The organism is Actinoplanes sp. NPDC051405, from assembly GCF_055586185.1.
Window position 1 is genome coordinate 1 of record NZ_JBVJIR010000005.1, and the last position, 13,782, is coordinate 13,782.

The window sequence follows — 13,782 nt, forward strand, 5'->3', positions numbered from 1 at the left end:
CCTATTTATAACAGAGCACGGGCTGCCACACGCCCCCCCCCCCCCCCCCCCCCAACCCCCCCCCCCCCCCCCCCCCCCCCCCCCCCCCCCCCCCCGGGACCCTTTCTCATGCCCCGCGGGTAACCACAGGGCCGGAACCGCCGCCCGGGGGCGAGCCGGCTGACGGCAGGTCTTCGGGTTCCCAGGGCCCCGGTGCCTGACTCGGCACCGGCGGTCGCGCGGTGGCGCGGCCCGTCGCCGGGTGGGCCGGCTCGCTCACCCGGCCCAGCACCGGCGGCCAGGTGTCGACGGCCGGTGCGATGCCCTGGCTGGGCCCGGCGGGCGGGATCGAGGGGATCATCGGGGCCTCCGCGGCGAGGTCGCGCGCACCGGTGAGTCCGGCGCGGTGCAGCTTGTGCCAGCGCAGCCGGCCGCCGGTCATGGCGGTCACCGCGGACTGGATCAACACCAGGTACATCAGCTGCCGGTACGCGAACTGTTGCAGCGGCAGGCGCCACAGCGGACGCAGCGACTCGTTGTCGAAGCGGAACGCCACGGCCGCGGTGAACAGCTGCAGGGCCAGCATCAGCCCCCAGGCGGTCATCGTCGCGCCGAGCTCCCAGAACACCAGGCCGTACAGCAGCATGATGTCGATGACCGGCGCCAGCAGCGGCAGGGCCACCCCGAACAGGGCGAGGAACGGCAGGCCGACCCGGCCGAAGCGCCCCGAGTCGCCGGAGTCGGTCAGCGCCCGGCGGTGCTTCCACATCGCCTGCATGGTCCCGTAGCTCCACCGGTAACGCTGCCGGTAGAGCTGCTCCAGCGTCGCCGGCGCCTCGGTCCAGGCCTTGGCCCGCTCCTCGTAGACGACCCGCCAGCCGGCCCGGCACAGCGCCATCGTCACGTCGGTGTCCTCGGCCAGCGTCTCGTCGCTGATCCCGCCGACCTGGGCCAGCGCCGCGCGGCGGAACGCGCCGATCGCGCCGGGCACGGTCGGCATGCAGTTGAGCACCTCGTACAGGCGGCGGTCGAGGTTGAAGCCGATCACGTACTCGATGTGCTGCCAGGCCGCGACCAGCGTCTCGCGATTGCCGACCTTGACGTTGCCGGCCACCGCGCCGACCGCCGGGCTGGCGAACGGCTGCACCAGCATCCGGATCGAGTCCGGCTCAAAGATGGTGTCGCCGTCGACGGTGACGATGATGTCGTGCCGGGCCAGCGCGATCCCGGTGTTGAGGGCGTTGGCCTTGCCGCCGTTCGGCACCCGGATGACCCGCACGTTGGGCAGGCCGAGCCGTTCGACGATCGCGGCCGTGCCGTCGGTCGAACCGTCGTCGACGACCACCACCTCGATGTCCGGGTAATCACCGCCGGCCAGGGACCGGACGGCGGCCTCGATGCCCTCCTTCTCGTTGTAGGCGGGCACGATGACCGAGACCGGTTCGGTGACCGGCGGGCCCCAGGACCAGCCCGGCCTACGGCGCTGCCGGGCGTGCCGGGTGGCCAGGGCGAGCAGCAATGCCGTACGGCCGATGGTCAGCAGCCCGACCACCAGGAACAGTCCGGCCAGGGCCCACACCAGGCCGTCGGCCAGCCGTACGGTCCACAGCAGTCCCGTCCCGCGCAGCTTGTCCGTGCCGCTGGCCTCGGGATTCACCGGCAGCAGCGGCACCGCCGCGGCCGCGTCCTTGCGCTGGTCCGCGATGGACAGGTTCAGACCCTCGGTGACCGTGGTGAACCGGTAGCCGCGCGCCTTCATCATCGGGATGAAGACCCGCAGCGCCGCCAGCGTCTGGGACCGCTCGCCGCCCGCGTCGTGGAACAGGATGACCGCGGAGTCGTTGCCCTTGGGGGTCGCGTTGCGGACGATCTGCGCGATGCCGGGGCGCTGCCAGTCCTCGCTGTCCAGGTCGTTGACCACGACCAGATACCCCTGCTTGCCGGCCTCCTTGGCGATCCGCCAGTTCACCTCGTCGATGGCCTGCGGCTTCGAGGAGTACGGGAACCGCACGAGGTTGGTGTGCACGTTCGCCGCGCGGGCGATGGCAACCTGGGTCTGCGACAGCTCGAACGTGCGCCGCCACGGGGCCAGCCGCTGCATGTTCGGATGGGTGAACGTGTGCAGGCCCAGCTCGTTGCCGTCGGCGGTGATCTTCCGGGTCAGCTCGGGGTTGCGGGCCACCTCGGAACCGACCACGAAGAACGTGCCGTGCGCGTCGTTCTCCTTGAGCACCTGCAGGACCTTCGGCGTCCACTCCGGGTCGGGGCCGTCGTCGAAGGTCAGCGCGATGGTGCGTTCCGGCAGCCGGTTGGAGCTCTGCTGGCCGCCGGTGGTGTTGATGATGGGTCCACCGTTGCGGATGGCGGCGGGGACGCCGGCCTGGTCGCCGACCTCGGACTCGACGTGGTCGCCGGTGAACTCGGCGTTGATGTAGGCCTGCACCACCAGCACGCCGACGAAGATGCTGATCAGCAGCGTGCCGAGCAGGACCCGGGGGCGGGGCAGCAGCCGGCGGCGGGAGCGGCCGCGGTTGCGGTTGCGGCGGGCCGGTGGGCGGGTCACGGCGTGTCCTGGTCGCTGGGCTCCGGCTCCTCGGCGGGCTCGGCGTCGCGGGTGACGGCCACCTCGGCCCGGACCTCGGCCACGGGCGCGATCTTGACGGCGACCTTGACCGCGGGCGGGACCGGCGGGACGGGCTCCTGCTGGGCGGGCACCCTCGTTCCGGACTGCTCATCCGCTGAGCCGCCGCTGCCACCGCCTTGGCCACCGCTGCTGCCACTGCCGCTGCTGCCACTGCCGCTGCTGCCACTGCTCTGGCTGCCGTCGCTGCTGCCGTCGCTGCCGCTGCTGCCGCTGCTGCCGCTGCTGCCGCCGCTGCCGCTGCTGCCGCTGCCATTGCCGCTGCCGCTGCTGCCGCTGCTGCCGCCGCCCTGGCCGCCGCTGCCGCTGCCGGTCTGCGGGATGGCCGGCGGGGCCGGCGGCTTCGGGGGCACCGGCGCGACCGGCGGCGGAGGCGGCGGCGTCGGTTCGGTGGTGGTCGGCGTCGTCTCGGGCGTTGTCGGCTTGGTCGTCGTCGACTCGACCGGCTTGGGCGTGGTCGTGGTCGCCGTGGGCTTCTTCGTCGTCGTCCTGGGCGCCGGCGTCCGGGCCGGCCGGGAGCTCGCGGTGCCGCGCGGCGTGACCGCCCGCGCCTGCCGTGGCCCGCTGACCGGCAGTCCGCGCCGGGGCAGGACCTCCAGGATCGGCTGGGCGCTGGTCGCGGTGGCGACCGGTTCGGGCGTCGGGCTCGGCCGGGCCACGACGAGGTCCTCCTCGTCCTGGCCGTCCGCGAGGTCGGGCAGGGGCAGGACGGCGCTCGAGCTGACCGGTCCGCCGGCCAGGCTGACGGAGACGAGGCCCCCGTAGACCATGCAGAGGGCACCGAAGCCGTACGCGACCCGGCGCAGCAGGCGGCTGCGGCGGCCGGTCGAGTCCACGAACACCGGCGAGGGATGCGCGACGACGATCACCTCGGTGTCAGGCATGTCGACGTCGGCGATTGGCGGGTTTTGGGGCTCCTGCAATGTCACGCGGCGAGCTTAGGAACATCTACGGCGATCTTGACGGCAGTCACCGGTTCTGATGACCGCCGAACGTGGGACCGGAATCAGCCGAAACGGTGAGCCTTCACGTTTGACCTGCTGAAGATGGTGTGCGTGGCATTTCCGGAGGTCTCGCTGACCTGCGGGCAATGGTGCCGGGAGCAAAGGTTACGCCGTTTTCGCCGACGATTTCCTGTCGCATTCCCGACTGTCAACCGCGCCATTATCCGAATGGTTTTCACCAGTGGATAAGTGCCATTAAAACCAATATAGCGCTATGTCCCTTTTGTCTTGGGCGGACGCGACGTACGGGCCTGGTCACAGTCCGATGACGACCCGCGCCAAGTTTCCCGGCAACTGAGTAAGTCCACCCGTTGTGTCCGCCATCGGCTGTCGTTAAGCTTCTTCATGCGCGCCTCTATCGCCCGCTTCCCCCGTGGCAGGCGATCGGGGCGCGCGCCTTGTCTTTGGAGAAGCACCGTCTCTGGACAAGCACCGTCTCTGGAGAAGCACCCACGAGAAACGCCCGCCGCTGATCGCGACGGGCGTTCCGCGTTTCCGGCTTGCTAGATCCAGCGTCCGCCCAGCCACATCCGGGCCGACCAGTCGGCGTAGGGGATCAGCTGCCCCACGAAGATCGGATAGAAGTACGCGAAGCAGAGCGCGACCAGCAGCACATAGACGCCTGCCACCACCGTGCCGACCAGCTGTCTGTCCGTGCGTCCCGCGCCCGTGGCTGTCCCTTCCGGTGGCGTCATGATCGCGCCGAGCACGTAGACGACGGCCAGGATCAGGAACGGCAGCGCCGGCAGCACGTAGAAGGCGAACATGGTGCGTCCGTCGGCCACCGCGAAGTAGAACCACGGGAGCAGGCCGGCCACTACGCCCGTACCGATGGCGAAGGCCCGCCAGTCCCGCCGGGCGATGCCGAACCAGACCAGCGCGCCCAGCGCGGGCAGGAACGACCACCACAGGATCGGCGTGCCCAGCAGCAGGATCTCCGCGGCGCAGCTCGGCGCCCCGCAGCTGCCGTTGCCGTTCCAGTAGAACGCCACCGGGCGGCCCAGCAGCAGCCACTGCCACGGCCAGGACTGGTACACGTGCCGGTCGGTCAGTCCGCTGTGGAAGTTGTACGCCTCGGAGTGGTAGTGCAGCAGGTTCAGCAGCGGGCCCAGGATCGGCGGCTCGCTGAGCCCGTTCGCCTCGCGGTAGTGCCGGAAGTAGCCGGTGTCGGTGACGAACCAGCCGGTCCACGAGGCCAGGTAGAAGATGATCGTCAGCACGAAGCTCAGCACCAGGTAACCGAGGTCGCCGAGCAGGCCGCGCCGCACCGGGCGGCGTACGCCCGCCGAGCGCCGCGCCTGGGCCCGCCACACGATCACCAGCAGCCCGTAGAAGGGCGCGAAGAACAGCGCACTCCACTTGACGCCGCAGGCCAGCCCGAAGAGCACCCCGGCGGCGAGCAGCCACCACGGGAAGACGCGGGGCAGGCCACGGGCGGGCGCGGGGTCGTAGCCGTCCTCCAGGGCCCGTAGCCAGCGCCGGCGGTAGTGATCGCGGTCCAGCACCAGCGCCCCGAAGGTCGCCAGGATGAACAGCCCCAGGAAGATGTCGAGCAGCGACGTGCGCGACAGCACCAGCTGGAAGCCGTCGAGCGTCATCAGCAGGCCCGCGATGCCGGCCAGCACGATCGAGTGGAACAGCCGGTACGCGATCCGGATCAGGATCAGGATCATCAGGGTGCCGGCGATCGCCCCCGAGATCCGCCAGCCCAGCTCGTTGTTGCCGAACGCCTTCTCGCCGAGCGCGATCAGCCACTTGCCCAGCGGGGGGTGCACCACGTACGCGGGGCCGTTGGTCTTCTCGTCCCACTCCACGCCGTGCTGCAGCATGTCCCAGGCGTCGGTCGGGTAGTAGACCTCGTCGAAGATGTAGCCCTTCGGCCGGGTCAGCCCGACCAGCCGCAGGATCGCCGCGATCGCCACGATCACCCCGGTGACCAGCCACGAGTACGGGTTCCACCACCGGTCCAGGGTCGCCAGCCGGCGGCGTACCGCGTCGGGCACACCTCCGGCGCCCGTGGCCGCGGTGGCGTCCGGTGGCTGGTCCGCAGGGATGTCTGCGCTGATCTCTGTTTCAGCTGTCGCCGAAGTCACCCCGCGATCGTAGGCCGCGGGACAAGTCCACGGCGCTCGGCGCCCGCGCGTCTTCATGTGATGGACTTCCCGGGTGGCGGACATGGGTACGGGCCGAGTCGTGCTGGTCGGCGCGCCGCTGGGCAATGTCGGCGACGCGTCCACCAGGCTGCGCGAGGTGCTGGCGAGCGCGGACGTGGTCGCCGCGGAGGACACCCGCCGGCTGCTGCGCCTGGCCAGGGACCTGGACGTCACCGTGGCCGGGCGGATCGTGTCGTATTTCGAGGGCAACGAGGAGCGCCGTACCCCCGATCTGGTCACCGCCCTGCGCGACGGCGCGGTCGTCGCCGTCGTCACCGACGGCGGCATGCCCAGCGTCTCCGACCCGGGCTACCGCCTGGTCCGGGCCGCGCTCGACGCCGGTTTCCCGGTGACCGCCGCCCCAGGCCCCAGCGCCGTGACCACCGCCCTGGCGCTCTCCGGGCTGCCCAGCGACCGGTTCTGCTTCGAGGGTTTCCTGCCGCGCAGCGGCTCGGGCCGCCGGTCCCGGCTGCGCGAGCTCGCCGCCGAGCCGCGCACGCTGGTCTTCTTCGAGGCGCCGCACCGGATCTCGGCGGCGCTGACCGACCTGGCGGGCGCGTTCGGCGCCGAGCGGGAGGCGGCGGTCTGCCGCGAGCTCACCAAGACCTACGAGGAGATCCGCCGGGGCCCGCTGGGCGCGCTGGCGGCCTGGTCGGCCGAGGCCGAACCGCGCGGGGAGATCACCGTGGTGGTGGCGGGGGCGCCGGCCGGGCCGGCCGAGCGGCCGGCCGACGAGGATCTGCGCGCGGCGGTCGTCGAGCGCGAGGCCGCGGGCGAGTCACGGCGCGACGCGATCCAGGCCGTGGCCGACATGTACGGCCTGCGCAAGCGCGACGTGTACGCGCTCGTGCACACCGTCAACAAGTGACGTAACCGTCAATAAGTGACGTAGAGGAAACCGGCGAGCAGGACCAGCGGACCGGCCAAGCTGACCAGCAGAGCCCCGCGTCGCGCCCGGGCTGTCTCCAGCCGCCGGGCCCCGGTCAGCGCGGCGATGCCCAGGCCGCAGAGCAGCACCAGCACGAAGCTCAGCGCCCAGCGCAGGTGCACGAGCACGCCGGTGTCACCCACGTAGGCCTGCCGGCTGTCGCTGCTCACCATCCGGGCCGGCGCGCTCGTCCCGGGCGCCCGCTGGGCCGGCTCGATGCCGAACAGCGCCAGCCGATCCACCCGGTAGGTGCCGTTCGCGGCGGTGAACTGCCCGGTGCAGCGCTGGCTCACCCCCGAGCCGGTGCACCGGGTGACGGTCGCGGAACCCCGGTCGCCGTGCCCGACGGCCAGCCAGAACGGCTCGGCGCTGACCCAGGCGAAGAAGGCGGCGATCAGCCCGAGGGCGAGCAGCCCGAACAGGCCGGCGGCGGGACGGCGAGGCTCCGGCGCGCGGCGGCGGGCCCGCTGCCGGACCTCGGTGACCTTCTCGTGGGCCTCGGCCGGCGGTGCGGACAGCGCGCGGCGTTCCTCCTCGGCCTTCCAGAACGGGGACGTCTCGAGCAGCGCGGCGGTGCGCTCCTGGCGTACCCGGTCCTGCAGGGCCCGGTCGGCCCGGGCCGGATCGTGCCGGGTGCGGCCGAGCCGGGACAGCCCGGAGGGCGGCTGCCCGGGCACCGCGTTGCGGTCCAGGGCCACGGTGGGCCGGTTGCGGTCCGGCTCGGGCAGGACCATCACCTCGGGGGCTTCGGCCTGCGGCGGCTCCACCGGTACGGCGGCGAGCGCGTCGACGATCGTGGTCTCCCGCTCGGGCTCGGCGGGGCGGATCCGGTTGCGGGTGGCGTAGACGGTGCCCTCGCCGGCGGAGTTGAAGCGCTCGGCGTCCACCCGGTCGTGGTGCTGCTCGGTGGCCTTGTCACTCTCCGGGCGGGCGTCACCCGGCTTGGCCGGGGCGGCCTGCTTCTGTTCGAGCGGCTTCTGCGGGGCCGGCTGTTGCGGGGCCAGCGGGGGCTGGGCGTGGCGCGGTGCTGCCGGCTCGCGGGTCCCGGGCTCGGCTTTCGCCTGGCGGGGTGCTTCGCCGGTGAGGGCCGCGCGTACGTCTTCGGCGCCGGCCCGGTGGGCCTCGGCGGCCTCGCCGGTGTGCTGGGCCGCCTGCGGCGGGTCCAGAGTCGGCGTCGCGGACGACACCGCCGCGGGGGCAGTCGCCGGGGTGGCCCGCCGTCGCTGGGCGCGGGGACCGCCGGCCTCCTGCTCGTCAGCGCGCCACCAGGGGGAGGCGGGGTCCGCGTGCGACCACGGGCTGCCGTCGTCGCGGGATGTTTCCCCAGGCTGTGGCGCGTCACCCGTCATGGCTCCCATTGGACTACGGCTTCCGGCGGCGATCAGGGAGATGTAGGGCGTGTCGGGACAAAAAGGGCGGCCCGCAGGCCGGCAGCCGAGGTCACTACGCTTGGTACCCATGAGTCACGTTCTCGCCGCGGTCGCCTGGCCCTACGCCAACGGTCCGCGCCACATCGGTCATGTCTCCGGCTTCGGGGTGCCCTCCGACGTTTTCAGCCGGTACATGCGGATGTCCGGGCACGACGTGCTCATGGTCTCGGGGACCGACGAGCACGGCACGCCGATCCAGGTCCAGGCCGACGCGGACGGGGTGACGCCCCGTGAGCTCGCCGACCGCTACAACCGGGTGATCGTCGAGGACCTGCACGGCCTCGGCCTGTCGTACGACCTGTTCACCCGGACCACCACCGGCAACCACTACGCCGTCGTGCAGGAGCTGTTCACCGGCCTGCACGCCAACGGCTACATCGTCGCCAAGACCACGCTGGGCGCGATCTCGCCGTCCACCGGCCGCACCCTGCCGGACCGCTACATCGAGGGCACCTGCCCGATCTGCGGTTACGAGAGCGCCCGCGGCGACCAGTGCGACAACTGCGGCAACCAGCTCGACCCGGAGCAGCTGATCAACCCCCGTTCCCGGATCAACGGCGAGACGCCGCAGTTCGTCGAGACCGAGCACTTCTTCCTCGACCTGCCGGCGTTCGCGCAGTCGCTGGGCAAGTGGCTGGACGCGCGCGAGGGCTGGCGCCCCAACGTGCTGAAGTTCTCCCGCAACCTGCTCGACGACCTCCAGCCGCGGGCGATCACCCGGGACCTCGAGTGGGGCATCCCGATCCCGCTGGACGGCTGGCGGGACCGCCCGGACAAGCGCATCTACGTGTGGTTCGACGCGGTCATCGGCTACCTGTCGGCGTCGATCGAGTGGGCCCGCCGGTCCGGTGACCCGGAGGCGTGGCGGCAGTGGTGGTCCGCCGACGCGCAGGGCAAGGATGCGCTCGGCTACTACTTCATGGGCAAGGACAACATCGTCTTCCACTCGGTGATCTGGCCGTCGCTGCTGCTCGGCTACTCGGGTGCGGGCGACAAGGGCGGCCAGCCCGGCTCGCTGGGCACGCTCAACCTGCCCACCGAGGTCGTCTCCAGCGAATATCTGACCATGGAGGGCCGCAAGTTCTCCTCGTCGCGCAAGGTCGTCATCTACGTCCGCGACTTCCTGGAGCGCTACGACGCCGACGCCCTGCGCTACTTCATCGCGGCCGCCGGCCCGGAGTCCAACGACACCGACTTCACCTGGGCCGAGTTCGTCCGGCGCAACAACGACGAACTGGTCGCCGGCTGGGGCAACCTGGTCAACCGGTCGATCTCGATGGCGGCGAAGAACTTCGGCGCGATCCCGCCGCTCGCCGACCCGCAGGAGGAGGACCTCGCGCTGCTCGCTTCGGTGCGTGCGGGCTTCACCAGCGTCGGCGAGCTGATCGGCAAGCACCGGCAGAAGGCCGCGATCGGCGAGGCCATGCGGCTGGTCGCCGAGGCCAACAAGTACCTCTCCGACCAGGCGCCGTGGAAGCTCAAGGACGAGGCGTCCAAGCCGCGGATGGGTACCGTCCTGGCGACCGCGTTGCAGGCGATCAGCGACCTGAACACGCTGCTGACCCCGTTCCTGCCGCACTCCGCGCAGAAGGTGCACGAGCTGCTCGGCGGCACCGGGGTGCACGCGCCCATGCCGTCCATCGTGGAGGTCGACGACCTCGACGGCGGCCCGGGCTATCCGGTGCTCACCGGCGACTACACGGTCGGTGCCCGGTGGGAGTCGGTGCCGCTGGTGGCCGGCACGCCGCTGGCCGCGCCCAAGCCGGTCTTCCGCAAGCTGGACCCCTCGGTGGTCGAGGAGGAGCTCGAGCGCCTGGGTTCCTGACCCCTTATCGGATTGATCAGCCTTGTGGTCGTCGGGTACCTTCAGCGCGCACGGGGGATACGCAAGCGTTTCATCGGTACGGCGGCGTTCTGACGCTGCCGCCGTACCGATGACGCTTCTTCTTCGTGCGGTCTTTCCCCTCGAAGGAGCTTGATGAACTCACGACTTACGCGGCCGCTGCTGGCGTTCGCGATCAGCGGTGCCCTGGTGGCCGGCGGCAGCCTGGTCGGCGGGCCCGCCTCGGCCGAACCCGTTGCCCCGCAGCCGGGCTCGACGGACGCCGCGTCGGTGCAGGACGAGCCGACGCCGGACCCCACGGACCCGACCGCTCCGGCGCCGGACCCGACCGACACCGAGGAGCCCGCGCCGGACCCGACGGACACTGTCGAGCCAGTACCGGACCCGGCCGACACGGCCGCCCCGGTCGGCAAGTTCTCGCTCAACTCGCGGGCGCTGTGGATCGGCCAGTCGGTCAGCCTCACCCAGGGTGCGGTCACCGACGACACCACCCCGGCGGAGCAGGTCACCCGCACCGCGACCTGGGGTGACGGCACGTCGACCACGCTGGCGGCGGACACGGCGCAGTACACCCACAAGTACACCGCCAACGGCAAGTTCACGGTCACGGTGACCTACCAGGACGCCGCCGGCAACAGCAGCAAGGCCACCTCGACCGTCACCATCACGACGCCGGGCAAGTTCAAGTTCAGCAAGACCACCGTCTGGGCGCACGAGCCGTTCTCGGTCACCTTCTCCAACGTGCCGAACGGCACCACGAAGATCGTCTTCGACCAGGGCGACGGCTGGGTGGCGACGCTCAAGGGCAAGAACCAGAGCGCCTGGCTCTACTACTACACCCGCAAGAACGGCAGCTACATCAAGGGATCCGTCACGTCGCGGGCGACCTTCTACAACAAGTACGGCGCCTCCTCGGCCATCGTGGTCGGCAAGGTCACGGTCAAGCAGGACGGCTGGAAGCCCACCACCACCGTCAAGAAGCCGAAGAACAGCAACCGGATCAAGAGCTGGAAGTACGCCACCGGTACGGCCAAGGACAAGGGCTCCGGCGTGTACCGCGTCGCGGTGTTCGCCTCCCGCCTGACCGGCAGCAAGTTCTACTGCTACAGCTCGAACAACACGTGGAAGCTGGTCAAGACCGACGCGCAGGCCGAGAAGTACTGCGTGGCGCACTACGTGAAGGCCAAGAAGGGCAAGTGGAGCCTGCGGCTCAAGGGCGTCGCCAAGGGCACCCTGTGGGTCGACGCGTCGACCCAGGACGTGTCCAGCAACTGGGGCAAGTTCGCCACGGTCAAGGCGAAGATCACCCGCAGCTGATCACCTGTGCACGGTGGAACGGGGCCGGCTTCTGCCGGCCCCGTTACAGCTGGTACGGCAGCTCGGCGATGTGGTGATCGGCGAGCTCCCGCATCGGCGCCCACACCTCGTAGACGCCGCGCTCGTAACAGCGCGCACCCATCGCGGCCACCGCGTCGGCGTCGGGGCGCACCAGCCGCAGCCGGGCCCAGCTGTCGTCGCGCTGCAACACCCAGCACGGGACATCGCGCCACAGCGCCTTCTCGGCCCGGCGGCTCAGCGTCGTCACCGGATAGCGGGCCGCGCGGGTCAGCGCCCGGGCCCGGAAGTCATCCGGCGGGTCGGCGATGGCCTGGTACTCGTGATCGTTGATCCGCCCGATCAGCCGGGCCGAGCCCGCGTCGGTGCACGGCACGTACTCGCGGTCCGGGCTGACCCCGGGCAGGCCCTCCAGCAGGTGCCGCCAGCGCGGGCCGGCCAGCCGCAGCCAGCCGTGCTGCTCCGGCTGGTACGTGTAGAGCACCACCTCGTCGCCGGTGCCCGGGTAGGCCAGCAGCTGCGCGTTGGCCGGCAGCGGCAGGTCGGCGAAGTCCGCGGTGACGAACTCCGGGATCAGGTCGTCGGTGCTCGGCGTGAAACCGGTGCCCAGCACCATCGGGCCGATCCGCGAGTGGGCCGGCAGGGCGGACAGCCCCGGCTGGGCGGCGCCCATCGGGATCTCGTAGTCGCTCGGGTCGACCGCGCGCCAGCGCAGCGCGTACGCCACCTGCGCGTCGCCGGCCCCGTCCGTGCGCAGCAACGCCAGCTCGTCGGGCCGGCGCAGGTGGGCGATGTCGCAAGCGCGGTAGCAGAAGCCGTACGGCATCCAGCCGGCCAGGTGACCGGCGAACTGGGCGGCGGACAGCACCTTGGTCATCCGGGTGCCGCGGCGTACGGCGGCCGTGGCGCGGATCCGCTGCAGCACCACGTCGTCGCGGTGGCCGGCGGACTGGGCCATCGACTGCACCCGTTCCCAGGTCAGGTCGCGGCGCAGCGGAGCCGTCAGGGGCGGCTCGAGAGGGTCGGTACCGACGTCGGCGGCCTCACCGGTCACGGTCACCAGAGCAAACTAGGCCCGGCGGGTGTACTGAGGATGAACGCCGGGTTACCCGTGGTGCTGTGTGATCCTGGACAGCGATGAACAGTTCTCAGCCTTCCGAATCGCGCAAAGCCCGTGCCGCCCGGCGCGCGGGTGAGTTCCCGCCCGCACCCGAGCCGCTGGTGGTTCCGGTCTTCGACAGCCACACCCATCTCGACATCACCGTGCACGAGGCCGGCGTGCCCGGCGGCTCAGGACCGGGCGGCGCCGGCACCGACGACCCGGTGCAGGCCCTGATCGACGCCGCCGCCAAGTCCGGTGTGGACCGGCTGCTGCAGGTCGGCGTCGACGTGGCGTCCTCGGTGTGGAGCGCCGAGCTGGCCGAACGCAACCCGTCGGTGCTGGCCGCCGTCGCCCTGCACCCGAACGAGGCGCCACGGCTGGCCGACCTCGACGAGGCACTGCGCGAGATCGAGGCCCTCGCCGCCCAGCCCCGGGTCCGCGGCCTCGGCGAGACCGGCCTGGACACGTTCCGAACCGGCGACGACGGCCGGGCCGCCCAGGAGCTCAGCTTCCGGGCCCACATCGCGATCGCCAAGCGGTACGCCAAACCGCTGATCATCCACGACCGCGAGGCCCACGCCGACGTGCTGCGCGTGCTGGACGAGGAAGGCGCCCCGGAGGTCGTGGTGCTGCACTGCTTCTCCGGTGACGCCGACTTCGCCGCCGAGTGCGTGCGCCGCGGTTACCTGCTCAGCTTCGCCGGGACGGTCACCTTCGCCAGCGCCGGCCACCTGCGCGAGGCGGCGGTGCTCACCCCGCCCGAGCAGCTGCTGGTGGAGACGGATGCGCCGTACCTGACGCCGGTGCCGTACCGGGGGCGGCCCAACGCCTCGTACCTGATCCCGCTCACCATGCGGGCCCTGGCCGGGACCACCGGCACCGACCTGGACGCGCTCTGCGCGGCCGTCTCGGCCAACGGGGAGCGCGCCTTCGGGCCGTGGCGCTGATCAGGCCAGCGGATAGGCGGCGCAGTCGAGCTGCTCGCCGAGCCCGCCGAGCAACTTCGCGAACGCCGTGGGCGCCGCCGCCAGCGGCCCCCGGGAGACGAACCGGACCGCCCAGCGGTGCCCCGGCGCCACGTTGAAGATGCGGTAGAGCACCAGCGAGCCGCGCTCGTCCGGCTCGACGCTGGTGACGCCGCGATACCACCACTCACCCTGCTGGGCGATCGAACGGGCGGCGCGGTCGAGGGTCACCGTGATGGTGCTGCCCTCCAGCGTGACGGTGAACTCGTCACCGCGCGCGGGGGTCGCGGAGCCGGTCGCGGCCAGCGGCGAACGCCCACCGGGCCGGGCGTCGAGCAGCACACCGGCGACGTCGTCCGGGGCGGCTTCCACCACGCCGCGCAGCTCGAGCAGCTCCGTCAT

The 13,782-nt window shown here is 71.7% G+C and carries 10 protein-coding genes; 4 read left to right on the forward strand and 6 right to left on the reverse strand.

What is annotated here, in order from left to right; all coding sequences use genetic code 11:
- Positions 1-106: 106 nt before the first annotated feature.
- The 3 genes from ACZ6S4_RS12700 to ACZ6S4_RS12710 form a co-directional block, all read right to left on the reverse strand.
- Complete coding sequence (locus ACZ6S4_RS12700; protein WP_465475080.1) at positions 107-2,542, reverse strand: bifunctional polysaccharide deacetylase/glycosyltransferase family 2 protein; 2,436 nt, start codon at positions 2,540-2,542, stop codon at positions 107-109.
- The gene (locus ACZ6S4_RS12705) at positions 2,539-3,549 is read right to left on the reverse strand and encodes a hypothetical protein (RefSeq protein WP_465475081.1); all 1,011 of its coding nucleotides are present in this window, start codon (positions 3,547-3,549) and stop codon (positions 2,539-2,541) included. Before ACZ6S4_RS12705 ends, ACZ6S4_RS12700 begins: the two co-directional genes overlap by 4 nt.
- A gap of 578 nt (positions 3,550-4,127) precedes the next feature.
- A complete protein-coding gene (locus ACZ6S4_RS12710) occupies positions 4,128-5,774 on the reverse strand; it encodes a dolichyl-phosphate-mannose--protein mannosyltransferase (protein ID WP_465475082.1) in 1,647 nt (548 codons plus the stop codon).
- A gap of 25 nt (positions 5,775-5,799) precedes the next feature.
- On the opposite strand from ACZ6S4_RS12710, the gene rsmI reads away from it, so the two are divergent.
- Positions 5,800-6,645: a 16S rRNA (cytidine(1402)-2'-O)-methyltransferase gene (rsmI, locus tag ACZ6S4_RS12715; RefSeq protein ID WP_465475083.1), complete on the forward strand. Its 846-nt coding sequence runs from the start codon at positions 5,800-5,802 to the stop codon at positions 6,643-6,645.
- An 8-nt stretch (positions 6,646-6,653) separates the two neighbouring features.
- On the opposite strand, the gene ACZ6S4_RS12720 is transcribed toward rsmI, so the two are convergent.
- A complete protein-coding gene (locus ACZ6S4_RS12720; protein ID WP_465475084.1) occupies positions 6,654-8,054 on the reverse strand; it encodes a hypothetical protein in 1,401 nt (466 codons plus the stop codon).
- Between the two features lie 109 nt (positions 8,055-8,163).
- Between ACZ6S4_RS12720 and metG the strand changes: the two genes are divergently transcribed.
- Together metG and ACZ6S4_RS12730 are read left to right on the forward strand one after the other, a co-directional pair.
- Positions 8,164-9,960, forward strand: a complete 1,797-nt coding sequence (gene metG, locus ACZ6S4_RS12725) for a methionine--tRNA ligase (RefSeq protein WP_465475085.1) — start codon at positions 8,164-8,166, stop codon at positions 9,958-9,960.
- 153 nt (positions 9,961-10,113) lie between these two features.
- Positions 10,114-11,295 (forward strand): PKD domain-containing protein, encoded by a 1,182-nt coding sequence (locus ACZ6S4_RS12730; protein ID WP_465475086.1) that lies wholly within the window; start codon positions 10,114-10,116, stop codon positions 11,293-11,295.
- A 43-nt stretch (positions 11,296-11,338) separates the two neighbouring features.
- On the opposite strand, the gene ACZ6S4_RS12735 is transcribed toward ACZ6S4_RS12730, so the two are convergent.
- Entirely contained in the window at positions 11,339-12,373 is a 1,035-nt protein-coding gene (locus ACZ6S4_RS12735) for a hypothetical protein (RefSeq protein WP_465475087.1), read from the reverse strand.
- 77 nt (positions 12,374-12,450) lie between these two features.
- On the opposite strand from ACZ6S4_RS12735, the gene ACZ6S4_RS12740 reads away from it, so the two are divergent.
- Complete coding sequence (locus ACZ6S4_RS12740; RefSeq protein WP_465475088.1) at positions 12,451-13,362, forward strand: TatD family hydrolase; 912 nt, start codon at positions 12,451-12,453, stop codon at positions 13,360-13,362.
- Here ACZ6S4_RS12740 and ACZ6S4_RS12745 read toward each other — a convergent pair whose 3' ends face one another.
- Positions 13,363-13,782, reverse strand: coding sequence for a hypothetical protein (locus ACZ6S4_RS12745; RefSeq protein ID WP_451909793.1), 420 nt, complete (start codon positions 13,780-13,782; stop codon positions 13,363-13,365). It abuts the gene before it with no gap.